Here is a 26622-nt window from a genome sequence, read left to right as displayed (position 1 = left end):
GGCTCATCAGTGCCTCGGCTCAGGTGACGAACCCGCACTCCGCACTCCGCGATTCCCGTCACTGGAGACGACATGACCAAGACCCTGAAGGGGTCGAGAAAACTGGCCGGTGTGATCATGGCCGGCTTTGGCGCTTCACTCATGTTCCTGACCGGCCCCGCCCCCGCCTTCGCCCAGTCGGCCGCCACGCCGTCAGCCGCCCCGCACGCGCCGGTGAAGCCCGCGCCGAAGGGCGGTACGAGTGACTTCCGCGGGGTGAACTGGGCGGACCCGCGGGACAACTACGCCTCCGACGCCGTGGTGCCCAGCGGGCTGTCGGTGACGGACGACTACCGCACCGTGTACCGCACCACGGGTCACATGGTGCGCGGCTTCAAGAAGAACCTGGGCGCCAACACGCTGCGACTGCCCATCAACCCGGCGAGTGTGGGCACCGCCTGGTGGAAGTCGTACCGGGCGACGATCGACGCGGCCACGGCCTACGGCGACAAGGTCATCGTCAGCTACTGGGAGGCCGACACCAGCAAGGACGGCCTGGTCGACGACACGGCCGCCTGGAACACCATGTGGAACACCGTGGTGCGGGCGTACAAGAACAACCCACGGGTCTACTTCGAGCCCATGAACGAGCCGCACGGCTACACCCTGGACCAGTGGGTGTCCGTCACCAGCGGCTGGCTGGCCCGGCACAAGGACGTCCCGCGCGGCCGTGTCGTGATCAGCGGTACCGGCTACAACGACAACGTCACCGGTGTCGGCGCGGCACGCGCGCTGAAGGGAACGCTGCTGTCGCTGCACTTCTACGGGTACTGGAAGAGCTACACCCAGCAGGCGGACTGGGTCGCCGACCTCGAAGCCCGGATCGGCGGCTACGCCGGCCGGACCGTCATCGACGAGGCAGGCGCCCCGATGACCATCGGTCTGAACTACGGCGCGTGGAACGGCAACGTCTACACCTCGTATCTCGCGTCCGTGACCAACACCGCCCGCAGCAAGGGGATGGGGCTGGTGTACTGGCCGGGGCTGAGGTTCGGCGACGCCTACTCGATCGAGTCGCTGGACTCCGAGGGCAACCTGGTGGACAACAGCACCACCGGAGTCGCGCAACTGCGCTGGGGCTACGGCTTCGGCACGACCTCGCCCGCGAACGACCTGCCGGCCGCGCCTCCCGGTGAGGTCCTGCGCGGAGTGGGCTCGGGCCGCTGCGTCGACGTGCCCGGCTTCAGTACGACCGACAACACCCAGCTCGACCTCTGGGACTGCAACGACGGCGGCAACCAGTCCTGGAACTGGAACGCGGACAGACAACTCACCGTCTACGGCGACAAGTGCATGACGGTGGGAGGCACCGGAGCCACGGCGGGAGACCCCGTGGTCATCTCCGACTGCACCGGCGCGGCGGCCCAGCAGTGGAACGTGAACGCCGACCTCACCGTGACCAGTGTCGCGAACCCGGCGCTCTGCCTGGACGCATCCGGAGCGGGCACCGGCAACGGCACGTCGGTCGACGTCTGGTACTGCAACGGAGGCAGCAACCAGCAGTGGACCAGGAGCTGACACCGGCACCCGCTCCCGTGGAACGCTGACACGGGTCAGCGCCGCCGCGCTTCGCCCTCCGGCGGAGGCGGCGGCGCCGCGGTGCTCGCGCGGACCACCAGCCGGGTCGGGACGAGGGTCTTGTCGATCACGTCGGGCCCGGTACGGCCGATCTTGCCCAGCAGCTTCTGAAGGCTGAGCCGGCCGACCGCGGCGAAGTCCTGCCGCACGGTGGTCAGCGGAGGCCAGAAGGCGTGGGCCTCCTCCATGTCGTCGAACCCCACCACGCTGACATCGTCGGGAATCCGGCGGCCGAGCTCGTGCAGGGCACGCAGGACACCGAGCGCCATGTGGTCGTTCGCGGCGAAGATCGCCGTGACCTCCGGCCTTCGCCCCAGGGTCAACCCGTGCCGATATCCGGATCTGGTGGTCCAGTCGCCGTACAGCACCGGCGGCGGGACGATACCGGCATCCTCCAGGGTGCGCCGCCAGGACTCGACCCGATGCGCCGCGGAGAACGAGGTCGGGGGTCCGGCGATGTGCCACACCTGCCGGTGGCCGAGTTCCAGCAGGTGCTCCGTGGCCTGACGAGCACCCTGCGCCTGATCGGTGTCCACCACGGTGTAGCCGGGGCCGGTGTCGGAGTCGACCACCACCATCGGAACCCCTGGGGGGAGGCTGAACTCCGCATCGTCCAGGAGATGCGCCTCGAAGACGAGGATCACCCCGTCGACGGCCGCCTCGCTGAGACGGTCGTAGGCACCGGAAACCCTGCCCATGGTCGGATCCGAGACGGGGATGAGGGTGACGGCGTACTTGGCGCGTGCGGCTTCCTCGGCTATGGCGTCGAGGGTGCGCGTGTTGCCGAACGTCCTGAGCGTGAACGTGATGACACCGATCGTGTTGAACCGCCCGCTCTTGAGCGCGCGGGCGGCTCCGTTCGGCCGGTAGCCCAGCGCCTGCATCGACTCCACGACCCGCTGCCTGGTCGCCGGGTCGACGTTGCTGTGGCCGTTGGACACGCGCGAGACCGTCTGCGGCGCGACGCCGGCGTGCCGGGCGACATCCGCCATCGACGGCCGGGGCCGTCCGGACATGGGCTTGTCCCGCATCACCATGATCCCTTGTTTCCCCTGCTCTCCGGGCCCTGACCACAGCCTAGGCCCACTCCTCGGGCGTCCCGCGGGTGCGAGAACGCGGTGGGGGCGTCCAGCGGGCGTCGAAGAGGGCGCCGACGTGGTACGGGCGGGGTGGAGGCGTGGTTCACGGTGCGCGCGACGTGCGGGTCCCCTTCCGGTGCCACGGACACCTGGCGTCCTTTCCTCTTTCCGCCAAGGAGATGTTCCGTATCCGCGGCCGCACGACCAACGTACGAAGGCTCCGCAGGCAGAGCCGGATAGGCTTTCGGCTGATGATGGCCAAAACCCGACACGATTCGCCGCGTGAGATCCCGGAGATCCCGTTCGCCGCGCCCGCGGGCACTCCCGCCGGTATCGAGGTCATGTCGCCGGCCGAGCTGCGGCGGCGCGTCTCCGGGCACACCCTGGGCCGGCCCCAGCGCCCCGACTTCCATCATCTGCTCACCCTCACCGCGGGCGACCTCTGGCACGTCGTCGACTTCACCGGCTACGCCCTGCGGCCGGGCTCATGGTTGTGGGTGCGCCCGGGGCAGGTGCAGCAGTGGGGCGACCTCAGCAGGGCCGAGGGCACTCTGATCCTCTTCCGGCAGGACGCGCTGGACCCGGCCACGGCGACGGCCGCCCGTGTCGACGACCCGCACGCCCCGGCCGTCACCACCCCCGTCGCCGCCGACGCCGAGGCGGTCACCATGGCCGCGGAACACCTGAGCCGCGAGTTCCGGGCGCTCGGTCACCTGCCTCTCGAAGCGCACATCGCGGCCCTGCGCCACCTCCTCGCCGTCCTCCTGCTGCGGCTGGCCCATCTCACCGTCCCGGTCGGCAGCCCCGCTCCGGAGCCGGACGAGACCTATCTGCGGTTCCGTGACGCGGTCGAACGGCACTTCACCGCCACCCGACGGGTGGAGGACTACGCCCACCTGCTCGGCTACTCGGGGCGCACCCTCGCCCGGGCGACGCTGGCCAACGCCGGGCTCAGCGCCAAGGAGTTCATCGACCGCCGGGTGGTGCTGGAGGCGAAGCGTCTGCTGGCGCACGGCGACGAGACCGCGGCGCAGATCTCGGACCACCTCGGCTTCGTCACGCCCTCCCAGTTCAGCAAGTACTTCACGCAACGCACGGGTCGTTCCCCGATCGACTTCCGCAGGGGGATCCGGGGACTGGACGGGCCGACCCGCGCGAAGTAGGCGGTGGCGGGGCGACCGGGGCGACCGGGGCGACCGAGGGGGGCCGGAGGCGCGATGGTGGTGCCTTCGTGGTGCGACGCGGTCGGCGGATCCCGTACGGCCCCGCCGTTCGCCGTGGTGTCCAGGGCCCCGTCGGCTCGTCCGCGAGTACCAGGACGGGCCGGTTCCACCCGGTCCAGCGCCTCCAGGGCCGGCGAACGGCGTCTGCCCCGCGGACGAGAGCGGCTTCTTCTTCCGCTCGCGGGACGACGACGTGATCATCACGGTCGGCTGTCGCATCGGCCCCTTCGGCGTCGAGTGAAACTCCGCGCACGCGCCGCCGGGAGCACCCCGGCGCCCGGCCGCCCGACCCCTTCCCCTCCGCCCTGCGCACGGCCCGCGCGGCCTCCGCCGGAGGGACGCGGTAACTTCGGTGGCGGGCAGGGGGCCTTCAGTGACCTGCCCGTACGAGAGGGGTTGGTGGAGATCGGCACGCAGCAGCGCGCGCCCCTGAGCAGGAAGCGGGTGCTGGACACCGCCGTGGCGCTGGCCGACGAGGGCGGGGTCGACGCGCTCAGCATGCGCAGGATCGCGCAGGCGCTCGGTGTCGTGCCCATGGCGCTGTACAAGCACGTGGCCCACAAGAACGAACTGCTCGACGGCATGATCGACGCGCTGGTCGGTGAGATCGACCCGCCGTCCGCCGACGCCGACTGGAAGACCGCCGTCCGCCGGCGGGTGCTGTCGGCCCGCCGGATGCTGCTGCGGCACCCGTGGGCGCCCGCGGTCATCGAGGCGCGGATGAAGGCGAGGGCCACGCCGACGCCCGCCGTCCTGGCGTACCTGGACTCGATGATCGGGATCTTCCGGGCCGGCGGCTTCCCGGTCGACCTGGTGCATCACGCGATGCACGTGATGGGCAGCCGCCTGCTGGGCTTCTCCCAGGAGCTGTTCGAGGACCGGACCGACCGCGCGCCGGATCCGGACGCGCCGCCGCCCGAGGAGATGGCGGCGCGCTATCCCCACCTCACCGAACTGGCCAGGGCGGTCGCCCATGACGAGGAGTCCGTCGTCGGCTCGGGCTGTGACGACCAGGCCGAGTTCGAGTTCGCCCTGGACCTGACCCTGGACGGCCTCGAACGGCTCCTGCGCACGGCCTGAATCGAGGTTCCCGCGCCACTGCGGCTCCCTTGGCGGTTCTCCCCTCCCCTTGACGGGTGTACGCCGTACACCTACCGTGCCGTGCAGGTGGTGTACGGCGTACACCCGAGGGGATGGGGGAAGACCGATGAAGGCGATCGTCCAGGAACGGTTCGGCCCGCCGGAGGCGCTGCGGCTCGCGGAGACGGCCCGGCCCGAGGCCGGGCCGGGCCGGCTGGTCGTACGGGTGCGTGCCGCCGCGCTCAACCCGTACGACTGGCACATGCTGCGCGGCGACCCGTACGTGGCGCGGCTGATGGGAGGCGTGGGGCTGACCCGGCCCAAGGCGCGGGTGGCCGGGATCGACGCGGCCGGCGAGGTGGTGGCGGTCGGCGCCGGCGTGCCCGCGCTCCGGCCCGGCGACGAGGTGCTGGGCTTCTGCCCCGGTGCCTTCGCCGAGTACGCGCGCACCACCCCGGAGCTCGTGGTCCCCAAGCCCGCGGGACTGACCTTCGAGCAGGCCGCCGCCGTGCCCATGGGGGCGGTGACCGCCCTGCGCGGCATCCGGACCGTCGGGCGGGTACGGGCCGGCCAGCGGGTGCTCGTCAACGGCGCCGCCGGGGGCGTCGGCACGTTCGCCGTACAGATCGCCGCCGCCCTGGGCGCGGAGGTGACCGGGGTGTGCAGCGCCCGCAACGCCGACCTGGTGCGCTCGCTCGGCGCCGCGCACGTCGTCGACTACGCCCGGGAGGACTTCACCGAACGCCGCGCGCACTACGACGTGATCCTCGACAACGTGGGAAACCACCCGCCGGGACGGCTGCGCCGGGCGCTCACCCCGACCGGGACCCTGGTGGCCAACGGGGGCGGCTCGCCCGGCCGTGCGTTCGGGGCGGTGGGCTCGCTGCTGCGGGTGGCGGCGGCCGACACCTTCGTACGGCAGCGGCTGCGGCCGATCCTTCCGTCCGCCCCGGCCGGACCGGTCCACGAGGACCTGCTCGCCGTCACCGCCCTCATCGAGGCGGGCGCGCTCACCCCGGTGGTCGACCGGACCTACGCCCTGGCCGACACGGCCGAGGGGCTGCGCCATGTGGAGCGGGGGCACGCCCGGGGCAAGGCCGTGATCCGCGTGTCGTCGTCCTGAGAAGAGGTCGTGGGCACGCGCGGGGCAACCGGGACCGCCCCTCGTGGGTCTAGGCAGCGTGACACATCATCAGGCCCGCCGCGCGGAGGAGGCGGCGGGCCCGAGCGTCCCGAAGGGGGAGTCCATGCGTATCCGCTCGGCTGTCGCCGTCGTATCCCTTGCCACCGCCGTGTCCGCCTCGATCGTCCCGGCCACCGCCGGGGCGGCGGACCGCGCCGCGGCCGGCCCGACGACGTTCACGCACGTCGTCGTCAACGGCGGCAAGGACATCGTGCTCGGCACGACCACCCGCAAGACCGTCACCCTCACCTGGACGGTGACCGACCCGGAGGGTGTCGTCGCGACCTGGGCCTTTCTGTGGCACGGCCCCAACACCGACGACGCCGACGGCCATCTGCCGCAGTACCCCCCGGCGGGCACCTGCACGGTCTCGCCCACCGACCCCACCACCTCCGCCTGCACGATGTCCTTCGAGGTGGACCCCGCACGGGATCTGCACCGCAACAGCCTGGCCGGCACCTGGAACGTGCTCACCGACGCACAGGACGCCACCGACGACTGGACGGACGTGGACGTCGCGGCCACGGCGAAGCTCAAGCGGAACGCCAAGGTCACGGTCAACGCCTCGCCCGAGCCGGTGAAGAAGGGCCGGACCGTCACGGTCACCGGCAAGCTGACCCGCGCCAACTGGGAGACCGGCGGCTACACCGGGTACCGGGGCCAGTCGGTGAAGCTCCAGTTCCGCAAGAAGGGCAGCAGCACCTACACCACCCTGAAGACCGTCACCAGCGGCAGCGGCGGCACCCTGAAGACCACCACCAAGGCCACGAAGGACGGCTACTACCGGTACGTCTTCGCCGGCACGGGCACCACCGGACCGGCCACGGCCGCGGGGGACTTCGTCGACGTCAGGTGAGGTCCCGGGGCGGACGGGGGTGACCGGTCACATCCGTGGGTAGGTACGCCCGGACCACGGGGACCCGGACCACGGAAACCCGGAACACCGGAAGGGGACGCCTCGTTGGCCGTCGCAGCCGAGCAGACCGTCCTGTGGTCCCACGACGTCCTCGGGCTGCACGCCGTGGCGGACTCCGCCGGGGCGGTCCGGCTGGGGGCGTCGGGGCAGGACTGGGACCGTCTGGCGCCCCTCGTCGAGGTCACCGTCACCGGGCACGGCCGCACCTGGTCGGGGGAGCGGTTCATCGACACCACCGTCGGCGGCCGCCTCGCCCACCAGGGCCACCGGACGGTGGTGGACGGCGACCTGCGGACCACCACGATCCGGCTGGCGGACCCGGTGACCGGCCTCGCCGCCGAGATCGCCCTGCGGACCAGCCCCGGCGCCGGCTTCCTGCGCTCGCAGGTGCGCCTGGTCAACGAGGGGAGCGCCCCGCTCCGGCTGGAGAGCGTGTCGAGCCTGGCCCTCGGCGGTCTCGTGGACACCGGCGGTTCCCCGGCCGGCGGTCCGACCCTGCACTGGGCGGACAACGACTGGCTCGCCGAATGCCGTTGGCGGCAGGCCGCCTTCCGTGACCAGGTCGTCTCCCTGAACCGGTCCGCCCACGGCCACGAGGGACGCGGCGCCTTCGAGCGCTCCTCGCAGGGCAGCTGGTCCACGGGCCGCCATCTGCCGCTCGCCGCGCTCACCGATCCGGCCGGACGCGCCTGGCTCTGGCAGATCGAGTCCAGCGCGGGCTGGCGCTACGAGACCGGCGAACGCGAAGGCGCCGCCTACGTCGCCCTGTTCGGCCCCGACGACGCACACCACCAGTGGCACGAGACCCTCACACCCGGGCAGGAGTTCACCACCGTCCCGGCCGTTCTCGTCGGGGCGACCGGGGGCCTGGACGCCGCGTTCGGCGAACTCACCTCCTACCGCCGCCGGACGCGCCGCCCCCACCCCGACCACACGGCACTCCCGGTGATCTACAACGACTACATGAACACCCTCATGGGCGACCCCACCACCGACAGGCTCATGCCGCTCATCGCGGCGGCGGCCTCGGCGGGCGCCGAGGTGTTCGTCGTCGACGCAGGCTGGTACGACGACGACGCCCAGGGCTGGTGGGACGCCGTCGGCGCCTGGGAGGCCTCCAGCAGCCGCTTCCCCGGCGGCATCCAGGAGGTGCTGGACGCCATCGCACGGCACGGCATGACCCCCGGCCTCTGGCTGGAGCCCGAAGTGGTCGGCGTCCGCAGCCCGCTCGCCCGCACCCTGCCGCCCGAGGCCTTCTTCCGCCGGGGCGGGGTCCGCGTCACCGAGCACGGCCGGCACCACCTGGACCTGCGCCACCCCGCCGCCCGCGCCCACCTGGACCAGGTCGTCGACCGGATCGTGGGCGACTGGGGGGTGGGCTATCTGAAGCTCGACTACAACGTCAACATCGGCGCCGGCACGGAGAACGGGACCGAGAGCGCGGGCGCCGGACTGCTCGGCCACCACCGCGCCCACCTGGACTGGCTCGGCTCCCTGCTCGACCGGTACCCCGGCCTCGTCCTGGAGAACTGCGCCTCGGGCGGACTCCGCATGGACCACGCGCAACTCGCCGTCACCCAGGTGCAGTCCACCAGCGACCAGCAGGACCCCGCGCGCTATCCGCCCATCGCCGCGGCGGCCGCCACCGCCGTCACCCCCGAACAGGCCGCCGTCTGGGCCTACCCCCAGCCGCACTTCACCCCGGACGAGATCGCCTTCACCCTCACCGGCGCACTCCAGGGCCGTGTCCACCTGTCCGGATTCCTCGACCGGATGAGCCCGGAGCAGTCCGCACTCGTCCGCTCCGCCGTCTCCGCCTACAAGACCCTCCGCCCGGAGATCCCCGCCGGCCTTCCCTTCTGGCCGCTCGGCCTGCCCGCCTGGGAGGACACCTGGCTCGCCTCCGGCCTGCGCGGCCCGGCCACCGCCGCCACCTGGCTCACCGTGTGGCGCCGCGCGCCGGCCCCCGGGGCCGCGCGGACGCCCGACGACAGCACCCGCACCCTCCCCATCCCCCACCTGCGCGGCACCCACGTCCGGCCCAGGGTGCTCTACCCGACCGCCTCCGACGCCACCGCGACCTGGAACCCCGCCGACTCCCGACTCACCGTCTCCCTGCCCCGCCCCGGCACCGCCGTACTCCTGAACCTGACCGGGGACCACTGACACGGGTACGCCGCCGCCGAGGTCTACTGGCAGCTCCACCCCGCCCGCAGGACCAAGGCCGCCCTCGCCCCCGCCCTGCACGGCGGCGCGTTCATCAACCGCCAGGCCTGGAAGTTCCAGGGCTGGCTCCAGGGCTACAACGGCGGCCCCCTCCGCCAGCCCACCCAGCGCATCCACGACCCCCAGATGACCGCCCTGCGCAAGGGCCTGATCGACGCGGGCCTGGAGCCGAGCATGGACCCGTTCCGGGAGTTCTTCGTGCGGCGGAATCCCGCCTGAGGGCCGGGAGGCCGTCGGCGAGGTCGTCACCCCGTCGCCGGTTCCAGGGGCCCAGGTGCCGGGGCCGGCCTCAGCCGCAGGACCCGGTGAACACGGCCACCTCGTCGTTGCTGCTGCTCGCGACCACGAGGTCCTGGGTGCCGTCGGCGGTCAGGTCGGCGGCCGCCGCCTCGTAGGCGCCGTCGGCCGTCAGTTCGGTCAGCTCGGTGAGCTCGCCGCCCGAGGTGCCCTGGAAAGACGGTGACGGAGTTCTCCTTGAGCGAGGAGACGAGGACGTCCGTCACCTCGTCGCCGTCGATGTCGGCGGCGCCCACGGCGACCGGCAGGGCGGACGTCGTGTAGTCGACGGGGTCCGCGAAGGTGCCGTCCCCGCCGCCGGCGTAGATCTCCAGGGTGTTGGAGCCGTTGCCGACGGTGGCCAGGTCGGTCTCGCCGTCCCCGTCGGGCCGTCGCCGTCGAGGTCACCGGTCGCCACGTGCCGGGGGTTGTCGCCGACCGTGGCGGAGGCCTTCGACTCGGTGAAGACGATGTCGGACGAGCACACGGTGGCCGTGGTGCCGGCGGCCGTGGTGGCCGTCCCGGTCGCCGAGGCCATCGCCGCGACGCTCGCGGAAGAACGGCCTTGTCATGGGCACGGGAACTTAGGGTGTGCGGCTGTGAACCACGTGTAACGGGACCGTGCTTTCGTATAGCGCGGGCCCGTCCGCACTCCACGCTCGGCGTGATCGCCCCGCTGATGTCCAGCGTCCCCGCCCCGTGCGTCGGAAGTCGTCCGGAAGCGGACCCGAAGCGGGTGACGGCTGTCGGGGGAAGCGGCTGCCGATCTTTGCTGGGGGAGTGACCAGGTCAACTCGCTTGCGTCGGCGGGATCGCCGACCGTTCGTCCATGTCCCGCAGAAAGGCCTCGACCGCCGGCAGATCCGTCCGCTCCAGTTCGTCGGCCCGGATGACGACCCGCAGCTCGGGGGAGACGGCGGGGTCGTCACGGAGGCTCTCCGTGAACGTCTCGACGATCAGCAACAGCAGTTGGGTGCGGTCGAGTTCGACGACCCGGGCCAGTCCCGCGCCGATCAGCGGGATCGCCACCGGCTTGAACAGACCGTGCACCGCCACCGCCGGCCACAGGCGCTCCAGGCTCAGCCGCAGGTCCGCCGGCGCGGAGCGGGCGCGCAGATCGTTGCCCAGCCGGGAGTAGGCGAGAGCGAAGACCCGACGCGCGCCGAGGGGCACCGCCACCGCCGTACCGACCGGATAGCGGGTGCGCCGGCCCCGCCGCTTCGCCTGGACGCTCTCCGTGACCAGCGGGGTGACCTCCTTGAGCCCGCGGCGCAGACCGTCGTCCAGCAGCCGGTGCCGGCCCTCGAAGAGCCGCTCCACCAGCTGGCCCTGCACGCTCTCCCGGCTGATCACGACGTCGTCGGCGGAGGTGTCGAAGGTGTCGGAGAAGCCCACGACCAGATTGGCGTCCTCCTGGTCGAACAGATCGCCGCGCACCACGACCACGTCCACCCGCAGTCCGCGCAGGGTGTGGCGCAGCAGTTCGTCGCCGTGCCGCTCCCGCAGCCGGGCGTGCAGCCGGGTGAGGGCGGCGGCGGCCTCGGGGTCGTCCGGCCGTTCCCGGGCCGTCTGCTCGGCGACCGGCAGGGCCAGGTCGTAGCGGCCCAACGCGCTGTGTCCGGCGATCAGTTCGCGCCGGGCGGTCTCGCGGAGCTGGGTCAGCCGCCGTACCGGGCCGGCGGCGAACGCCTCGCCGTGGGCCTCGGCCAGCGGACGGCCCCGCCACAGCCGCAGCGCCTCCGCCAGCAGCCGGACGGCGGAGGCCGGTGCCGCCCGCAGCGCGCCGCCGACCAGTTGGGTGAACTCGGCGCTGTCCAACTCCTCGGTGGCCAGCACCAGTTGGTAGCTGCTCTCCACTCCGCGCGCGGTCGGCAGCTGAGCGGTGCGGACGATCCGGGCGCCGAGACCGGGGCCGGCGAGGTCGAGGGCGCGGCGCAGCTCCAGGATCCGTTTCTGCACCTCGTTGCGGCCCCGCAGGTCCTGGCGGGGCAGTTCGGCGGTCGGCTGCCAGACGTCCCGGTAGAGCTGCCGGGCCGGTACGGCCTCGCCGTCGGCGGCGACCAGCCGGACCAGCAGCCGTGCGGTCAGCGGAGTGAGATGCGCCTCGGCGCCGTTCACGTCCAGCCGGACGGGGCCCAGGACGCTCACGCGCACGCTCGGTGTCCGGGTTTCCACGCGTTCCGCCCCCTTCACCGCGTGACGGCCCGTCAGCAGTGAACTCAGCGTACCAAGGCGTCCTGGAGGGATGTATGCGATCGACCGTGCCGTCCGCGCCGCACCGGCCCGCACGGGCGCGGCTGCCGGGATCACGGCGGACCCGGCGGGTGTTCGCCGGGAGTGTGCTGGTGGCGTTCGGCGCGGTGTCGGCCGTCGTGCAGTTCGTCGGCCAGCTGTTTCCGGACCTCGTCCGGCATCCCGGATGGGTGACGGCCGGCTCCGTGGCGCTCTGCCTGGCCTGGGGGCTGGTCCGGGCCCGTCCGCGGTCCTCCGTACGGCAGGAGTTCGGGCGCCCCGGGATGACGGTGGTGGTCGAGGAGGGCGATCTCTTCGACCAGCCCGGCCATCTGGTCGTCGGCTTCACCGACACCTTCGACACCCTCGTCGACGACGGCTTCGTCATCAACGACACCAGTGTGCAGGGGCAGTTGCTGGCCCGCCGCTACGAGGGGGACGCCGGGCGGCTGGACGCGGAGCTGGCCGCGGCGTTGCACGGGGTGGCGCCGGTGGTGCGGGAACGGGCCCGGGACAAGCCGCGGGGCAAACGCGACCGGTACCCGATCGGCACCGTCGCCGTCCTCGGTGCCCGCCCGCGGCTGGTCTTCGCCGTCGCCTACAGCAGGATGGGCGACGACTGCGTCGCCTCCTCCAGCGTCCAGGACCTGTGGCTCGGCCTGGACCGGCTGTGGGACGCCGTCCGCCGGCACGGCCAGCTGGAGCGCGTCACCATGCCGCTGACCGGGGCGGGCCTCGCCCGGCTGCACGACCTCGACGAGGACAGCCTGCTGCGGCTGATCCTGCTGTCGTTCGTCGTCCACGCCTGGGAGCGGCCGCTCTGCCGGGAACTGCACGTGGTCGTCCGCCCCGGCGAGCTGGCCCGGATCGACCTGCCGGAGACCGCGGCGTTCCTGGCGGGCCTGGCGACGGGAGCCCGGCGCCATGTCTGACGCCGGGCGGCGGTACGGGCCCCTCCCCCGGCCGTGGACGACCACCGGGCCCGTACCGCTGTTCACGGGGTGGGCGGTACTCCCCGCCCGGTGCGGCCGTAGGCCGACAAGCGGCTGTACGGCCAGGTCTGACGCCAGTCGGATCCCGTGTCGTTGACCCGGCAGCCCGCACCCTTCAGCCGCTCCACGATCTTGCCCAGGGCGGCCTGCGAGCCGTCGAAGCGGATGACGTTGCGGCCCCCGATGTCGGAGACCGGGCGCAGCTCGCCGATCTCCACCATCAGCGTCCGCTCCGGGTAGGCCATCAGCACCATGCCCAGTTCGATCAGCACGTTCGGCCGGGGCTGGCCGGTCGGCTCCGTCTCGTACGGCGGCTCGCCCGCGCCCCGGAGCGCCGGGTGCAGCTGGACCAGGTCGTCCGGGGTGAGCAGCACCAGCGCGGCCTGCGCCTGGGCGGGCGCACCGGCGACGACCTCGCCGAGGAACGGCGCCGTCTTCCCGGTGGCCCGGACCAGGTCCTCCCATTCCAGCGGACGCAGATCGAGCAGGCGCAGCAGATCGAACATCTTCATCCGCACCTCCTCGTCCCGCCCGTGCACGACGAAGACGTTGCGGCTGACGTCCGGGGAGGGGCCGTCGTCGCCGGCCCTCGCGGCGGACGGCGGCGGGGCGTCGTAGAAGTTCTGCGTCCCGGAGTTGGCGGTGTTGTTGTTGCCGGTGACGAAGTTGTTGCCGCGCCCGAAGTCGTTGCCGTGCCCGAAGTCGCTGCGGTGACCGCCGCCCGTAGAGGTGTCGCTCATGCGGTGCCGCCCCCCTGACCCGCGCCGGGGCCGCGGTGGAAGTTCTGCGTCCCGGAGTTGGCGGTGTTGTTGTCGCCGTTCATGAAGTTGTTGTTGCTCCCGTAGTCGTTGAGGATGTTCGTCTGGCGCGCCTCGTGCTCCGCCAGGTCCACGTTGTGCTCGTGCAGGAAGCCACGGATGACGTGCAGGAGCTGGCGCTCCACGATCTGCGTGTACTTGATCGTGTCCGTCTCCTGGAAGAAGTGCAGGAAGTCCTCGCTGGTGGCCATCTCCCGGATGCTGGTGAGCGCCCCGCGGTCGAGCACGAGGTCCGCGTAGCGGCCGAGGCGGAACTCGCTGGTGTCCAGCGGCAGCAGCACCCGGATCCGGTTCTTGTTCCAGCGCCAGGGCAGCAGACCGGGCAGCCAGGCACGCAGCCGGGTGAGGACCGGCCGGACCAGCGCCTCGGGGGCGCCGAGCAGGGTGTCCCACCCGACGCGGGCCAGCAGCCGGGCGTTCAGGGCGGCGGGCAGCCGGTCCACGAGGTGGAAGTCGGCCTTGATCGGAGCCAGCACGTACGAGTAGAACTCGGTGTGCAGGGTGTTGCCCTTGAGGTCGAAGCCCACGAACGCCGTGGTGACCAGCTCCTGCTGCCAGGAGCCCACCCGCACGCACAGATACGCGCGGGCGGAGTCGTAGACCTCGTCCCAGCGCCCCTCACCGTCCGCCGGGCCGCGCCCGTCAGGGCCGCGCCGGTTCGGGACGGCCGTGGTGAACGTGGACCGCTCGACGGCGAGGCCCTCGATCCGCTCCGACCGCCGTGCGCTCTCGCGCAGTTCGGCGGTTATGCGCTCGGCGACACAGCGGGTGATCTTCTCGACGGTGAAGGGGATGACCTCCTTGCGTTTCGGTTCCTGGGCGGCCGGGGTCCCGGGGGCCGCTGCCGCGCCCGGGGGCCGCCGGTCGTGTTCGGTCATCGGCAGTGGCGCGCCGACCAGCAGTTCGGCGGTCGACCACTGCCGTACCTGCTCGCCCGCGCCCACGAACGGCTTGTACCCGCCGTAGTGGACCACCGTGCCGTCCGAGGCCTGCTCCTCGTCGATCTTGGACACCAGGTCGGGGGTCAGGTGCGGGTGGCGCGGGTACGCGCCGGTGAACCCGCCGCTGCCGTGTCCCAGCCGGCCCACCAGGGTCTGGAGGGTGACGACCCGCCGCAGGTAGGCGGTGACCCAGCACAGCCACAGCGCCGTCAGGAACCCGGTGAACCCGCCCAGGACCCCGGCCCCGGTCAGGAAGACGGTGGCGACGAGGCCCGCGCCGAGGACGGCCAGCCGGATCCGCTGCAACCGGCGCGCGGCCAGCGCGTGCGCGAGCACGGGTACCGCGTCGTAGCCGTACGACGGTGCCACCACCCGGAACCGGTGGGTCAGCAACTCCCGTATGACGGAGGCCCGGTAGAGCGGATCGAGATACGTGCCCGCGCACAGCAGCCGGGTCGCGTTGCTCGTGGCGTCGCCCGCGGCGCGGCCCGGGGCCGGTCCGGCGACGGAGAGGGTGGTGTCACTGGTCATGGCGTCGCTGCTCCGCTCTCGCCGGTCGGTTCCATGGAGCCGCTCGTGATGACCCCGTCCACCACGGTGTAGGTACCGCGGTACGACTTCTGCGTGCCGTCGGTCCCTTCGGCGACGAGGCTCACCGTGACGGTGTCGCCGTCGACGGACTCGACGGTGGGCTCGGCCCGTGCGGTGTCCTGGTAGCCCAGCACGAAGGCCTGGTAGCCGCCGTCCCCGAGGTTCTTGCCGCCCAGCTCCCAGGCGGTCTCGAAGTCGTGCGCGTTGATGGCGTCGTAGTAGGCGAGGACGGTCGCGTCGGGACCGTCGGAGAGCCCGGTACCGGTGGGACTCGCGCCCGGGTCGGTGCCGGAAGAAGTGACGGTCCCGGTGGGGCCGGCGGAGGGCACCCACAGCCCCGTGTCGTCGTCGGTGCCGGTGTACTCCTCGGTGGGGTACTGCTCGCTGGGGTACTCCGCGCTCGGCGACGCGAACCAGGCACCCCCGGCCCCGTCGGAGGACCCGGACGACCCGGAGGACCCGGACGACCCGGAGGACCCCGTGTTCGCGGACGCCAGCGAGGGCAGGACGGTGATCAGCAGGATCAGCAGCAGCGGTATCCCGGCGACGATCAGGGCGTACGTCCGCTCCTGGCCGGCGGTGGGTAACAGGGTCGGCGTCTCGTAGGTGCCGCCCGGTCTCGTGCGGGCTTCGGGATGGTTCGGCTGGCTCATGGGCCCCTCGCAACTCCCGGCAGGCTGCCGGGTCTTCGCTGTTCTCGCGGCACGACCAGAGTCACTCTGCCCGACATCCGTGGGGCGCGATCCGGTTTCGCGCTGACGAGATGTGACCAGACACCCCGCTTCCCCGGCCAGCCCTTCCACCTGCCGATCCGCTTCCGATCCGCTTCCGGCCCGCGGGGCGGGTCACCAGGGCAGCGGGCCCTCCGCGTCGAAGTAGCCGCCGGTCGGCCCGTCCGGCCCCACCTGGGCCATCCGCACGACGATCGCCGCGCCCTGTTCCACGGTCTGCGTCCCGGTGTTCCCGTTCAGGTCGGTCCGGGTGAACCCGGGCTCGACCGCGTTGATCCGCAGCTCCGGGAACGCCTTCGCGTACTGGAGCGTGACCATGTTGAGCGCGGTCTTGGACGCCGGGTAGGCGACCCCCGGATAGCCGTACGCCGGGGTGCTCGCGTCCGAGGCCAGGGTGAGGGAGGCCAGTCCGCTGCTGACGTTCACCACGACCGGGGCGGCGGAGCGCCGGAGCAGCGGCAGGAAGGCGTGGGTGACCCGCACCGCGCCGAAGACGTTCGTCTCGAACACCTCCCGCATGGCGTCGGCGGTCACCTCGTCGGCGCCGGGGATCGTGTTGCCGGGGCCGCGGGACTCGATGCCCGCGTTGTTGATCAGCACGTCCAGGCCGCCGTCGGCCTCGACCGTGCGCACCGCGGCCTCGACCGAGGCGTCGTCGGTGACGTCCAGCAGGACCGTGCGCGCCCCCAGCCGTTCGGCGGCCAGCCGGCCGCGCTCGGCGTCCCGGCTGCCGAGGTAGAGGGTGTGGCCCGCCGCGAGGAGCTGCCGGGCCGTCTCGAATCCGATGCCCTTGTTGGCACCGGTGATCAGTGTGGTGGTCATGCCCTCCAGCCTGCGGCGGGCGGCCCGGGGCAGCCAGTTCCCCCGGCTTCCTGGGACCGCGGGTACCAGGACGACGGCAGGGGGGCCGGTGCACAGTGGTGGCATGGCGGGTACGGAGTTCGGGCGCACGGTACGGCGGTGGCGGGACCGGGTCTCCCCGGAGGCGGCGGGGCTGCCCTCGGGCGGCCACCGGCGGGCGCCCGGGCTGCGTCGGGAGGAGCTGGCGATGCTGGCGGGCATCTCCGCCGACTACGTCACCCGGCTGGAACAGGGCCGCGCGGCGAACCCCTCGGAGCAGGTCGTCGAGGCCCTCGGCCGGGCGCTGCGGGTGTCCGCCGCCGAGCGCGAGCACCTCTTCCACTCGGCCGGGCTGGTCCCGCCGGGACGCGGCACGGTCCCCGCCTACATCGCGCCCAGCGTCCACCGCATGCTGGACCGGCTGACCGGCACCCCGGTCGCGGTCTCCGACGCGTCCTGGACGCTGCTGCTGGCCAACCCGCTGTACACGGCCCTGATGGGGGAGCGGTACGGCCGGGAGCGCAACGGCGCCTGGCGGATCTTCCTCGGCCGCGGCGAGAACCGGGTCCGGCACACCCCGGAGTCCCGGCGGGCCACGGAGGCGGCGGTCGTCGGCGACCTGCGCGCGGCGGCGGCCCGCTATCCGGCGGACCGCCGGCTGCGGCAGCTGATCGCCGAACTGCGCGCCGAGAGCCCCCGGTTCGCCGATCTGTGGGACTCCGGGGCCGTGGGGCGCCACGAGGCCTCCCGCAAGACGGTCGACCATCCCCAGGTCGGCCCCGTGACCCTCGACTGCGACACGCTCAGCGTCGCGGGCAGCGACCTGCGCATCATGATCTACACGGCAGAACCCGGCACCCGGGACGCCGAACGCCTGGAACTCCTGTCGGTCCTCGGCCTTCAGCCCGTCGGTGTCTAGTGCCGCGGCAGGCAGCGTTCGCCCCGTCGCGACGGGCAAACGTTGCCTGCCGCGGCACTAGACACCGGAGCCCGGCCGCCCCAGGGCCTCCAGCACCGCGGCGAGCTGCCCGAGCGGTTCCGGACCCACCACGCGCAGGACGACGGTGGCGGCGCCGGCCTTCGCGAGGTCCTCGATGTTCCCGGCGGCCTCGCGCGCGGTGCCGGAGACGGTGAAGACCTCCTCCTGCGGGCGGCCGAGCCAGGCGCCGTGGCCCTCGGTGTGCGGATGGAGGGCCCGGGACACCTCGTCGGGGTCGTCGCCCACGCAGGCGAAGGAGAAGACGGTGAGAGTGTGTTCGGGGGTGGCGCCGCCCCGGTCGGTCAGGGTGCGGACGCGGTCCAGGTCGCCCGGGCCGTGGCCCTCGGCGATCAGGGTGCCGTCCGCGACCCGCCCGGACAGCTCCAGCGAGCGAGGCCGTACGACCCCCGCGACGACGGGCGGCACCTCGGCCGGCGGATGCACCAACCGGATGCCGTCCAGGCGTACTTCACGCCCCTCCAGGTCCACCTTCTCGCCGCGCAGCAGCGCCCGCACCGAGGTGATCGTCTCCTCCAGCAGCGCCAGCGGGGAACGGGCCGCGACGCCCGCCTGGGCCATCCACTCCGGCACCCCGTGCCCGATACCGGCCACCAGCCGGCCGGGGAACACCCGGGCCAGGGTGGCCAGTTCCATCGCCAGCAGCGCGGGGCTGCGCAGCGGGGCGGGGGCGATGCCGATGCCCACCCGGAGGCGTTCGGTCGCCCCCAGCGCCACGGCGGCCGCCGACACCCCGCCGTTCCAGCCGAGGTCCTCCACCACCCACAGGTCGTCCGCCCCGAGCGCCTCGGCCCGCCGCGCGAACGCGGGCAGCCCCTCCGGCGCCCAGTCGCGGTCGTACATCACACCGATCCGTACGTTCGTCATGTTCCGGAACCTATGCGTGGGGTGACAGGGGGATCAACGGCATATGCATGCGGGGGAGTCCACTCGGATCCCGGGTGCGGGAAGCGGCGACCGGCCCGCCGGTGTCAGGGTCGGCGGGCCGGTCTGTCCGGGTCAGCCCTGGACCGGCCTGCCGCGGCCCCAGGCCCAGGCGAGGCGGTCCGCGCCGGACTGGTTGGTGGTCTCCAGCCACGGACGGTTGACCGGGCCGACGAGCTTCTGCACGGAGTACGTGTCGTCGGTGCGCAGCCCCGGCCAGTACACCGAGCCCATCTTCAGCTCGCGGAAGGTGTCGGTGACGGCCTGGATGAAGTTGACGTAGTTGTTGTCCGGCGTCTTCACGTCGTAGTTCAGACCGTCGGTCATCGGCGCGCCGAACTCGTCCGCCACGGTCCGGTTCGCGCAGTCCCCGATGCGCACCTTCAGGTCGGCGACCCACTCGTCGTAGGTGGCGTACGACTTCCAGAAGCCGTAGTGGTGCAGGGAGAGGTACGTGCCCTTCAGGCGCGGGTCGGCGCAGACCGAGGTGACGTGGTCGTTGTAGCCGGCGCCGCTGACGAAGACCCGGTTGCGGGGCACGGACCGGTAGGTGTCGAGCCACTTCGCGGCGAGGTCGGCCCACTCGGTGTCGGTGTAGCCGTGCGGCTCGTTCATCGGCTCGAAGTAGACGCGCTTGTCGTTCTTGTAGGCCTTGACGACGGTGTTCCACATCGGCCAGTAGGTGGCCTCGTCGTCGATGTAGCCGTCCTTGCGGGTGCCGGTGCCCTCCCAGTAGGACACGATCACCTTGAAGCCCTGGTCGGAGGCCGCGTCGATGACCCCGCGGTACGACTTCCAGTACGCCCCGTTGACCGTGTACGGGTTGATCGGCAGCCGGACCGTGTTGGCGCCGAGGTTGGCGCGGAAGGCCGCGATGATCCGGCTCGCCTTCGCATACGTCTGCCGGTAGGTGTCCGAGGTCGACAGACCGGACAGCTGGAGGTAGTCGTCGGCGAAGTTGTCCCGCGGGTCGGCCCAGTTCACGCCCTTGAACTGGGTCGTGTCGGCGGCCAGGCCCGTCCTGGCGGGCGCGGCGGAGGCGGAGGCGGGGGCGGGGGCGGCGGCGAGGGTGCTGCCGGCGACCGCGGCCACCGCGACCGCGGCGAGGGCGGCCCGCACCCGGGGCGAGCGGGAGGAACGGGAGGAACGGGAGGAGGCTCTGACGGGGGTCCTGCGCATCGGCTTGCCCTTTCCGGACGACGATGTTTACGTAAACATCCCCGGTCGCGCGTGGCTGATGTTTACGTAAACATGGCGGCGCCGGAAGCTTCGCACTGTGCCCGGTGATCGTCAAGGTTTCGCGCGTGTAACGTTTGCGGGCGAGGCACCCCGCGGGGCAGCTCAGGAGCTGGCCAGCGGGGTGAGGGTCAGCGGCGCGATCTTGCCCTCCAGCATGGCGCCGAGGCCCTGCGCGGCGCAGATGTCGGGCCGCTCCGCGATGTGCACCGGCATGCCGGTGGCCTGCCGCAGCATGTGGTCGAAGCCCGGCAGCAGGGCGGAGCCGCCGACCATCATGATCCCCCGGTCGGCGAGGTCGGCGACCAGGTCCGGCGGGCACTCCCGCAGCACCCTGCCGATGCCGTCGAGCACGGCCGTCAGCGGGGTCTCGATCGCGTCCCGTACCGCGGCGGTGTCGACGAGGACGGAACGGGCCAGGCCCGTTGCCACGTCCCGCCCGTGGATCTCCGTGGAGGCCGGGCCGTGCGGGGTGAGACCGTTGCCGGACAGGGCCAGCTGCAAGGGCCGTACGGACTGGCTCGGCAGCATCAACTCGTGCTCCAGACGCAGGTGCTGCACGATCGCGTGGTCCACGGCCTCGCCGCCCACCGGGATCCGCTCGGCGGTCACGATCGAGCCGAGCGAGAGCACCGCGATCTGGGTGGCGGCCGCCCCGCACACCATGATCATCGTGGCCTCGGGGTGCTCGACCGGCAGCCCGCAGCCGACGGCGGCGGCGATCAGGGTGTCCACCAGCTCCACCCGGCGCGAGCCCAGACCGACGAGGGTCTCGATCGTGGCGCGGCGGGCCAGCGGATCGGCGTCGTGCGGGGTGCAGGCGGCGGCCCGCAGGAACGGCTTGCGGCGCAGCTGCCGGCGGATCTTGTCGCCGAGCAGATGCCGCAGCATGCGCTGGGCCATCTCGATGTCGACGACCGTGCCGCCGGAGACCGGCCGCATCACCCGGATGTAGTCCGGGGTGCGGCCCGTCATCCGCTCGGCGAACTCGCCCACCGCGATCAGCGCGCCGGTACGGGTGTTCACGGCCGCGACGGACGGCTGGTCCACGACCAGCCCGGCCCCCCGCACATACACCCGGGTCCGTGCCGCCCCGAGGTCGACGGCGAAGTGGCAGCGGCGCAACTGCTCCAGACTGGCGGTCATCAGGTTCCTCCGTGGATACTCCGCCGTTCACGGCGGAGAGGAAACGGACTCCTGCGGAGCAGGGCAGGGAGCGGGGGTTTCGCCGCCAGGGCGAAAGGCCGTGCTCTGACCCGCAGGTTTGATATTCACACGCAATCTCACTAGCTAGTGAGCGTGACCACGACGCAGGTGAAGCGGGCGTTCAAGTACCGCTTCTATCCCACGGGCGAGCAGGCAGCCGAGCTGTCGCGCACGTTCGGCTGCGTCCGCAAGGTCTACAACATGGCGCTCGCCGCCCGCACCGAGGCATGGACGCGGCAGGAGCGGGTGAACTACAACGCCCCGTCGGCGATGCTGACGGCGTGGAAGAAGACCGGGGAACTGGCGTTCCTCAACGAGGTCTCCTCCGTGCCGCTCCAGCAGTGCCTGCGCCACCTGCAAGCCGCGTTCACGCACTTCTTCGGCAAGCGGGCGAAGTACCCGCGGTTCAAGTCGAAGAAGAAGTCCCGCAAGTCCGCCGAGTACACCAGCAGCGGTTTCCGCTTCCGCGACGGCCGGCTCACCCTGGCGAAGATGCGTGATCCCCTGGACATCGTGTGGTCGCGGCCGCTGCCGGAGGGCGCTCAGCCGCCGACGGTGACCGTGTCCCAGGACGCGGCCGGGCGCTGGTACGTCTCCCCGCTGTGCGAGGACCCGTCGGTGAAGCCGCTTCCCGCGACAGCAGCCGCCGTGGGTGTGGATGTCGGCCTGGACCACCTGCTGACCCTCTCGACCGGGGAGAAGATCGCCAACCCCAGGCACGAGCGCAAGGACCGCGCCCGGCTCGCGCCGGCCCAGCGCCGCCTGGCGAAGAAGGCCAAGGGATCGGCGAACCGGGCCAAGGCCCGGCAACAGGTTGCCAGGATCCACGCCCGGATCGCCGACCGCAGGCGTGACGGCTTGCACAAGCTGACCACTCGTCTCGTTCGTGAGAACCAAACGATCGTGATCGAGGACCTGACCGTACGCAACATGGTCAGAAACCGGAGCCTGGCCCGCGCCATCAGTGACGCGGCGTGGGCCGAGTTCCGGAGCATGCTGGAGTACAAGGCCGCCTGGTACGGGCGGGAAGTGATCGCGGTGGACCGCTTCTTCCCCTCGTCCAGGCTGTGCTCCGCCTGCGGCACCCTCCAGGAGAAGATGCCGCTGCACGTCCGCACCTGGACATGCGACAGCTGTGGCACGACCCATGACCGGGACGTGAACGCGGCGCAGAACCTGCTGGCCGCCGGACGGGCGGTGTCGGCCTGTGGAGCTGGTGTAAGACCTCAACGGAGTACTCCGGGCGGGCAGTCGGCGATGAAACAGGAAGTCTTACGGCGCGAGCCGTAAGAATCTCCTCCCTTCAGGGAGGAGAGCGTCAAGGCAGGTCCTCCCGAGAGCGCGGCGCGCGAGCGCGGGGCCGCCTGGTCGGCGGGCCTCGTGTGCGGGTGGGCCGCCGGGTGGTCGGCCTCCTTCGCATCCTGCGCGGGCGGCGCGGGGGTACGCCTCTTCAAGGGGGCCGGGCGGGGCGCGCCCGAATGGGGGGTTGTCCCTCGCGGGGCGCCCCGCGAGCCGCTGAGCAGGGGCTCGGCGTCTGCCCCGCCGCTGCCGGGAGCCAGTGGTCAGCGACCCTTCAGCGCCGGTTCCGAAGCGGGTGCGGCCTCCTCCCGGTCCGAGCCGCCGGTCCGGCGGAACAATGCGCCCGGCGACCACATCCAGCGGCTGACGTCCAGGGTCAGCGCGGTGTCTCGCCGAGGGCGGCTCGCAGCCAGTCCAGCGAGCCCGTCTCCAGCACGGCGTCCGCGAGGGCCTGCCCGCTCTTGGTGGTGATTCGCTTGCGGCTGTTGTCGATCCACTGCCTGCGACGCATCTGCGACGGCTACATCGATGGCACCGCCGTCAGCAGTCCAGAGGATCGTGCCCGCTGGAAGGCGCGCGGCACAGCAGCTGCCAAGATGCGCAAGCTCATCGACTACGACAACCCCGCCGCGCACTGATCGTGAGCGTGGCACCAACGTCACGGGATGGCACGAGTAAGTCAGAAAGGCACGCCCGCGCGCTTGGCCAGCCGTGTCAGCCTCGGGTTGCTGCGGCGGTGCAGTGAGGTCAGCACGCGCATCAGCTCCTGGCTCGTCGGGTGGACGCGGGCCATCTCGGGTGCGATGTTCCACGCTTCTTCGAGGGCTTCGAGGGCGGAGTCCCGGTCGCCCAGGGCCAGGTGTGACCGTCCCAGGTTCATGTGCAGTGGTCCGATGCGGGTCGCGGGCAGTGAGGTGCCTTCCCGGATGAGGTCGTCAGCCGTGTCCAGCGCTCGGTGGTGCTGGTCCATGTCGGAGTACGTCGAGATGACGTGGGTCGCGGTCTGGTCCGGCCCGAAGCGAATGCCGTGCTCGTCGGTGTCTGCGCCGTACTCCTCGGCCGTACGCCAAGCCGCCCTGATGTGGTCCCCGGCGGCGGCTTCGTCCTTGAGCCGACCGGCCAGGGTGAGCCCTCGCAGGTGCAGGATGCCCAGACCGAACGCGCGGTCACGTCCCTCACCTCGCGGTGCGCTACGACGGGTACGACATCGCGGAGGTGCTGGCCGCGACGGTGGACGAGGCGCTGACCGTCTTCCGGGGCGTACGGCAGATCGCGGCCCGGCTGCAACGGCTCTCGGACGTGGGCCTCGGCTATCTCCCGCTGGGCCAGCCCGCCACCACCATCTCCGGCGGCGAGGCCCAACGCCTCAAGCTGGCAAAGGAGTTGGGGCGCCGTGCGACCGGCCGCACCCTCTACCTCCTCGACGAGCCGACCACCGGCCTGCACGCCGCCGACACCGCCCGCCTGCTCGAGGTACTCCAACGCCTCGTGGACGCGGGCCACTCGGTCGTCACGATCGAGCACAACCTCGACGTCATGCGCGCCTCCGACTGGATCATCGACCTCGGGCCGATGGGCGGCGCCGGGGGAGGGCGGGTGGTGGCCGAGGGGACACCTGAGCAGGTCGCGCGGGCGGCGGTGGAGGAGGACGGGGGCGGTTCCCGGACGGGTGGGTTTCTGCGCGAGTCCGAGCCCCATGCCTGAGCCCCATGCCTGAGCCCCATGCCTGAGCCCGATGTCCGAGGCCGATGTCCGAGTCCACACTGCTTCGATTCGGCGGGACAATAAATGGGCCGGAAAGCCAGGGCCTGTTGTGGTCACAATGCCCCTGTGAAGTATGCCTATGTCCTGGGCGGGCTTGCCTCCAACGCCTCCCTTCCGTCCGAACTCGTCGACCGTCTGATCGAACTCGCGGTCGCCGACACCGACCGCGACTTCACCTATGACCTCGCCGCCCGCTCCGACCTCACCCACGCGCAGGCGCTCGCGCTGTACGCATGCGACCTGGACAGCGGCCCACGGCTCGCGCGCGAGGGCCGGCTGACCGTCGCCGACGTCGATCCGGCAGCTGATCCGGACACCGCTCTCGCGCTGCTCGGCGAGGGGCGCGGCGATCCGGCGTGGGGCCGGGTCCTCGTGGCGGCGGACCTGGATTCCTGGAGTCGGCAGCGGCTGGCCGAGTGTGTGGGTCTGCCGCCCGATGTCGTCGAGACGCTCGTCGCCGGTCCGGATGTGCGGGTGGTGGGGGAACTCGCCCTGCGGACGACGGATCGGGCGCTGGCCACGAGGCTCGCGGAGCATCCGAACGCCGAGGTCCGCAAGTTGGCGGCCTGGAACGAGGCAACGCCACCGGCCGTACTGGCGGCACTCCTCGACGACAAGGGACTGCTTCCCGTAGAGCGGTGCGAGTTCTGCGGCGGCGTCGAGGAGACCTACTGCGGGGTGGCGCCGTACGAGATCTGTGACGCCACGCACGAGACCCCCGTGCACGACGTACGGCACGGGGCCCTGAGCAACCCCGCCACTCCCATCGAGGCCGCGATCCCCTTCGCCGACCACCCGTCGGAGAACCTGCGCTTGGCCCTCGCCGAGCGCCTCGACCTGCCCCGGGAGGTGAGCCGACGGCTCGCCAAGGACCCCGACGTGCGCATCCGGGCCTGCATCGCCGAGAAGCTGGCCGGCGACGACGGCCTGATGCGGGTACTGGCCGAGGACGAAGACCAGGACGTACGGCGCCGACTCGCGCACAACCCCAACGTGCCCCTCGGCGTCCTCGTTCGCCTCCCCGTCACCACGAAAATCAGCCCCACCCTGCTACCCCGCGTCGAGGCCGCGTCCCCGGCCGAGGTCGAGAGACTGGCCTGCTCGACCAACTCGACCGTACGGATGTTCGTGGCCTTGCGCCGCGACCTGCCCGCCGAGATACGCGACGCCCTCGCCACCGACCCCGACGCGAAGGTGCTCAAGAGCATCGCCCCGCACCCCGGCCTCTCCGAGGCGCGACTGCGGGCCATGGTCGACCGGCAGGGAGACCGGGTCCTGGCGGCGGTGGCGGCCAACCCGGACGCGTCCGGGGCACTCCTGGAACATCTCGCCCACCACTGTCCGCCGGTGCACGAGGCATTCTGCGAAATCGCCGCCCACCCCCATGCGACCCCGCGGGCCCTGCTCGTCTGCCTGACGGACGGCCGGGCGAGGCCCATTGCCGCGGCCCATCCGGCCCTCCCGCCCCAGGTGATCGTGGAGTTGCTCGCCGACGATGACGTTTATGTGGCGATGGCGGCGGCGCGCAATCCTTCGCTGCCGGGTGCGGTGATGCGGGATTTGGTGCCTTAGCGGTCGGCTCCGTAAGTCTTTCGGGGGTTGATCATGTAGCTGGCTCGGCGGAGGATTCTTCGTGGTGATCGGTGGTGTGCCGATCGAGCCTGGCCAGCAGATCGTCCAGGTCGGAGGTGGTGAACTTCCACTGGAACGGCTGTGCTGTGGCGTTGTAGCGGTCTTCGAAGGCGCCAAGCCCGTCGGCGACCTGGGCGAGGTCGGTGAAGTCGTCGGGTGAGACGACCCTGCGCTGTACGACGGCGAAGTAGATCTCCACCTGGTTCAACCCCGAAGCATGCACGGGGGTGTGGACCATCACCGCGTCGGGGAAGGCGGCGGCCAGGCGGTCGGCGGCCTTCTTGCCGCGGTGGGAGGAGCCGTTGTCCACGATCCAGAACACGCGCTTCGCGCTGGGCTCGGTGCTCATGACCTGGGCGACCAGGTTCATGAACGGGTCGATGCCGGTGCGTGGCTCGGTGCGGCCGGACACTTTCGCGGCGTGGACGTCGTAGGCGGCGAGGTGGGCCAGGGCGCCGCCGCGTCCGTAGGTGTGGTTGACGCGCATCGCGCGGGCCTGGCCGGGGGCGAGGGTGGGGTGGCCGCGGCAGCGGGCCTGGATGGAGGTCTTCTCGTCCGCGCTGATGACGTACTCGTCCTCGCCGAGCCGGACGCCTCGCCAGGTGCGGGCGTACAAGCCGGCGTCCTGCCGGAATACCGCGGCCGCGGCCACGGGCGGGCCCTGTGGCGCGGTGCGATGCATTGGGGCCACCTGCACGGCGCGGCGTACCAGCTCCTCCAGACCGAGGTGGGGGGCGTATCTGACCGCCTGTGCCTGGCCGAGGGGCTGACGTCGCTCGGGTTCGTCAATCAGCGGGCTGTCTGACGACCGTTGCTCTG

The 26622-nt window shown here is 72.0% G+C and carries 22 protein-coding genes and 3 pseudogenes; 12 read left to right on the top strand and 13 right to left on the bottom strand.

All coding sequences use genetic code 11. From position 1 onward, the window contains the following. The first annotated feature begins 72 nt into the window (after nt 1–72). Nucleotides 73–1557 (top strand): ricin-type beta-trefoil lectin domain protein, encoded by a 1485-nt coding sequence (locus AQJ64_RS08225; RefSeq protein ID WP_055635869.1) that lies wholly within the window; start codon nt 73–75, stop codon nt 1555–1557. A gap of 35 nt (nt 1558–1592) precedes the next feature. On the opposite strand, the gene AQJ64_RS08220 is transcribed toward AQJ64_RS08225, so the two are convergent. Continuing rightward, complete coding sequence (locus AQJ64_RS08220) at nt 1593–2654, bottom strand: LacI family DNA-binding transcriptional regulator (protein ID WP_055635870.1); 1062 nt, start codon at nt 2652–2654, stop codon at nt 1593–1595. A 293-nt stretch (nt 2655–2947) separates the two neighbouring features. Here AQJ64_RS08220 and AQJ64_RS08215 point away from each other — a divergent pair, with 293 nt between their 5' ends. The 5 genes from AQJ64_RS08215 to AQJ64_RS08195 all read left to right on the top strand — a co-directional run bounded on the left by AQJ64_RS08215 (nt 2948) and on the right by AQJ64_RS08195 (nt 9264). Further along, nucleotides 2948–3859 (top strand): helix-turn-helix domain-containing protein, encoded by a 912-nt coding sequence (locus AQJ64_RS08215; protein WP_206189775.1) that lies wholly within the window; start codon nt 2948–2950, stop codon nt 3857–3859. A 456-nt stretch (nt 3860–4315) separates the two neighbouring features. Then, on the top strand, nt 4316–4999 hold the full coding sequence (locus tag AQJ64_RS08210) for a TetR/AcrR family transcriptional regulator C-terminal domain-containing protein (protein ID WP_055635871.1): 684 nt from the start codon (nt 4316–4318) through the stop codon (nt 4997–4999). Nucleotides 5000–5126: 127 nt separating this feature from the next. Then, nucleotides 5127–6122 carry an NAD(P)-dependent alcohol dehydrogenase gene (locus tag AQJ64_RS08205; RefSeq protein ID WP_055635872.1) on the top strand — a complete coding sequence of 332 codons (996 nt, stop codon included), beginning with the start codon at nt 5127–5129 and terminating at the stop codon, nt 6120–6122. Nucleotides 6123–6246: 124 nt separating this feature from the next. Continuing rightward, nucleotides 6247–7038, top strand: coding sequence for a hypothetical protein (locus AQJ64_RS08200; RefSeq protein WP_055635873.1), 792 nt, complete (start codon nt 6247–6249; stop codon nt 7036–7038). Between the two features lie 105 nt (nt 7039–7143). Then, a complete protein-coding gene (locus AQJ64_RS08195) occupies nt 7144–9264 on the top strand; it encodes an alpha-galactosidase (protein ID WP_059202517.1) in 2121 nt (706 codons plus the stop codon). Between the two features lie 305 nt (nt 9265–9569). Here AQJ64_RS08195 and AQJ64_RS52235 read toward each other — a convergent pair whose 3' ends face one another. After that, complete coding sequence (locus AQJ64_RS52235) at nt 9570–9929, bottom strand: FG-GAP repeat domain-containing protein (protein WP_425315609.1); 360 nt, start codon at nt 9927–9929, stop codon at nt 9570–9572. 460 nt (nt 9930–10389) lie between these two features. Beyond that, nucleotides 10390–11775, bottom strand: a complete 1386-nt coding sequence (locus AQJ64_RS08190; RefSeq protein WP_244902638.1) for an AfsR/SARP family transcriptional regulator — start codon at nt 11773–11775, stop codon at nt 10390–10392. 74 nt (nt 11776–11849) lie between these two features. Here AQJ64_RS08190 and AQJ64_RS08185 point away from each other — a divergent pair, with 74 nt between their 5' ends. Next, entirely contained in the window at nt 11850–12764 is a 915-nt protein-coding gene (locus AQJ64_RS08185; RefSeq protein WP_240512837.1) for a macro domain-containing protein, read from the top strand. A gap of 62 nt (nt 12765–12826) precedes the next feature. Here AQJ64_RS08185 and AQJ64_RS08180 read toward each other — a convergent pair whose 3' ends face one another. The 4 genes from AQJ64_RS08180 to AQJ64_RS08165 form a co-directional block, all read right to left on the bottom strand. Continuing rightward, nucleotides 12827–13564, bottom strand: coding sequence for a TIR domain-containing protein (locus tag AQJ64_RS08180; RefSeq protein WP_055636974.1), 738 nt, complete (start codon nt 13562–13564; stop codon nt 12827–12829). Next, nucleotides 13561–15114, bottom strand: coding sequence for a hypothetical protein (locus tag AQJ64_RS08175; protein WP_055636973.1), 1554 nt, complete (start codon nt 15112–15114; stop codon nt 13561–13563). Before AQJ64_RS08175 ends, AQJ64_RS08180 begins: the two co-directional genes overlap by 4 nt. Next, entirely contained in the window at nt 15111–15827 is a 717-nt protein-coding gene (locus AQJ64_RS08170; RefSeq protein WP_055636972.1) for a nuclear transport factor 2-like protein, read from the bottom strand. Before AQJ64_RS08170 ends, AQJ64_RS08175 begins: the two co-directional genes overlap by 4 nt. Before the next feature lie 192 nt (nt 15828–16019). Next, complete coding sequence (locus AQJ64_RS08165; RefSeq protein WP_055636971.1) at nt 16020–16727, bottom strand: SDR family NAD(P)-dependent oxidoreductase; 708 nt, start codon at nt 16725–16727, stop codon at nt 16020–16022. A 103-nt stretch (nt 16728–16830) separates the two neighbouring features. Between AQJ64_RS08165 and AQJ64_RS08160 the strand changes: the two genes are divergently transcribed. Beyond that, nucleotides 16831–17664 carry a helix-turn-helix transcriptional regulator gene (locus AQJ64_RS08160; RefSeq protein WP_055636970.1) on the top strand — a complete coding sequence of 278 codons (834 nt, stop codon included), beginning with the start codon at nt 16831–16833 and terminating at the stop codon, nt 17662–17664. A gap of 57 nt (nt 17665–17721) precedes the next feature. On the opposite strand, the gene AQJ64_RS08155 is transcribed toward AQJ64_RS08160, so the two are convergent. From AQJ64_RS08155 to AQJ64_RS08145, 3 genes are all read right to left on the bottom strand, one after another. Continuing rightward, on the bottom strand, nt 17722–18609 hold the full coding sequence (locus AQJ64_RS08155; RefSeq protein WP_055636969.1) for an LLM class flavin-dependent oxidoreductase: 888 nt from the start codon (nt 18607–18609) through the stop codon (nt 17722–17724). Between the two features lie 132 nt (nt 18610–18741). Continuing rightward, entirely contained in the window at nt 18742–19845 is a 1104-nt protein-coding gene (locus AQJ64_RS08150) for a glycoside hydrolase family 5 protein (protein ID WP_059202516.1), read from the bottom strand. Nucleotides 19846–20007: 162 nt separating this feature from the next. Then, nucleotides 20008–21048 carry a rod shape-determining protein gene (locus AQJ64_RS08145; protein WP_059202515.1) on the bottom strand — a complete coding sequence of 347 codons (1041 nt, stop codon included), beginning with the start codon at nt 21046–21048 and terminating at the stop codon, nt 20008–20010. Between the two features lie 153 nt (nt 21049–21201). On the opposite strand from AQJ64_RS08145, the gene AQJ64_RS08140 reads away from it, so the two are divergent. Further along, nucleotides 21202–22398 carry an RNA-guided endonuclease InsQ/TnpB family protein gene (locus AQJ64_RS08140; RefSeq protein ID WP_079061525.1) on the top strand — a complete coding sequence of 399 codons (1197 nt, stop codon included), beginning with the start codon at nt 21202–21204 and terminating at the stop codon, nt 22396–22398. Between the two features lie 385 nt (nt 22399–22783). On the opposite strand, the pseudogene AQJ64_RS45435 reads toward AQJ64_RS08140, so the two are convergent. Next, a pseudogene (locus AQJ64_RS45435) lies at nt 22784–22909 on the bottom strand (HD domain-containing protein); the annotation flags it as partial. A gap of 177 nt (nt 22910–23086) precedes the next feature. Further along, a complete protein-coding gene (locus tag AQJ64_RS50615; protein ID WP_240513019.1) occupies nt 23087–23377 on the bottom strand; it encodes a tetratricopeptide repeat protein in 291 nt (96 codons plus the stop codon). A gap of 209 nt (nt 23378–23586) precedes the next feature. On the opposite strand from AQJ64_RS50615, the pseudogene uvrA reads away from it, so the two are divergent. Both uvrA and AQJ64_RS08125 read left to right on the top strand, forming a co-directional pair. After that, a pseudogene (uvrA, locus tag AQJ64_RS08130) lies at nt 23587–24111 on the top strand (ABC-ATPase UvrA); the annotation flags it as partial. A gap of 126 nt (nt 24112–24237) precedes the next feature. Further along, nucleotides 24238–25743, top strand: coding sequence for a hypothetical protein (locus AQJ64_RS08125; protein ID WP_240513004.1), 1506 nt, complete (start codon nt 24238–24240; stop codon nt 25741–25743). A gap of 31 nt (nt 25744–25774) precedes the next feature. Here the strand turns inward: AQJ64_RS08125 and AQJ64_RS08120 are convergent, their stop codons facing one another. After that, the gene (locus tag AQJ64_RS08120) at nt 25775–26485 is read right to left on the bottom strand and encodes a transposase (RefSeq protein WP_240513003.1); all 711 of its coding nucleotides are present in this window, start codon (nt 26483–26485) and stop codon (nt 25775–25777) included. Here AQJ64_RS08120 and AQJ64_RS50610 point away from each other — a divergent pair. Further along, nucleotides 26423–26608 (top strand): annotated as a pseudogene (locus AQJ64_RS50610) (GNAT family N-acetyltransferase); the annotation flags it as partial. The gene AQJ64_RS08120 and the pseudogene AQJ64_RS50610 overlap by 63 nt on opposite strands. Between the last annotated feature and the right edge of the window lie 14 nt (nt 26609–26622).

Origin of the sequence: Streptomyces griseoruber, assembly GCF_001514205.1 — a bacterium.
GTDB lineage: Bacteria > Actinomycetota > Actinomycetes > Streptomycetales > Streptomycetaceae > Streptomyces > Streptomyces griseoruber.
The sequence above is the reverse complement of the archived record's forward strand: the minus strand, read 5'-3'. Positions and strand labels throughout refer to the sequence as shown.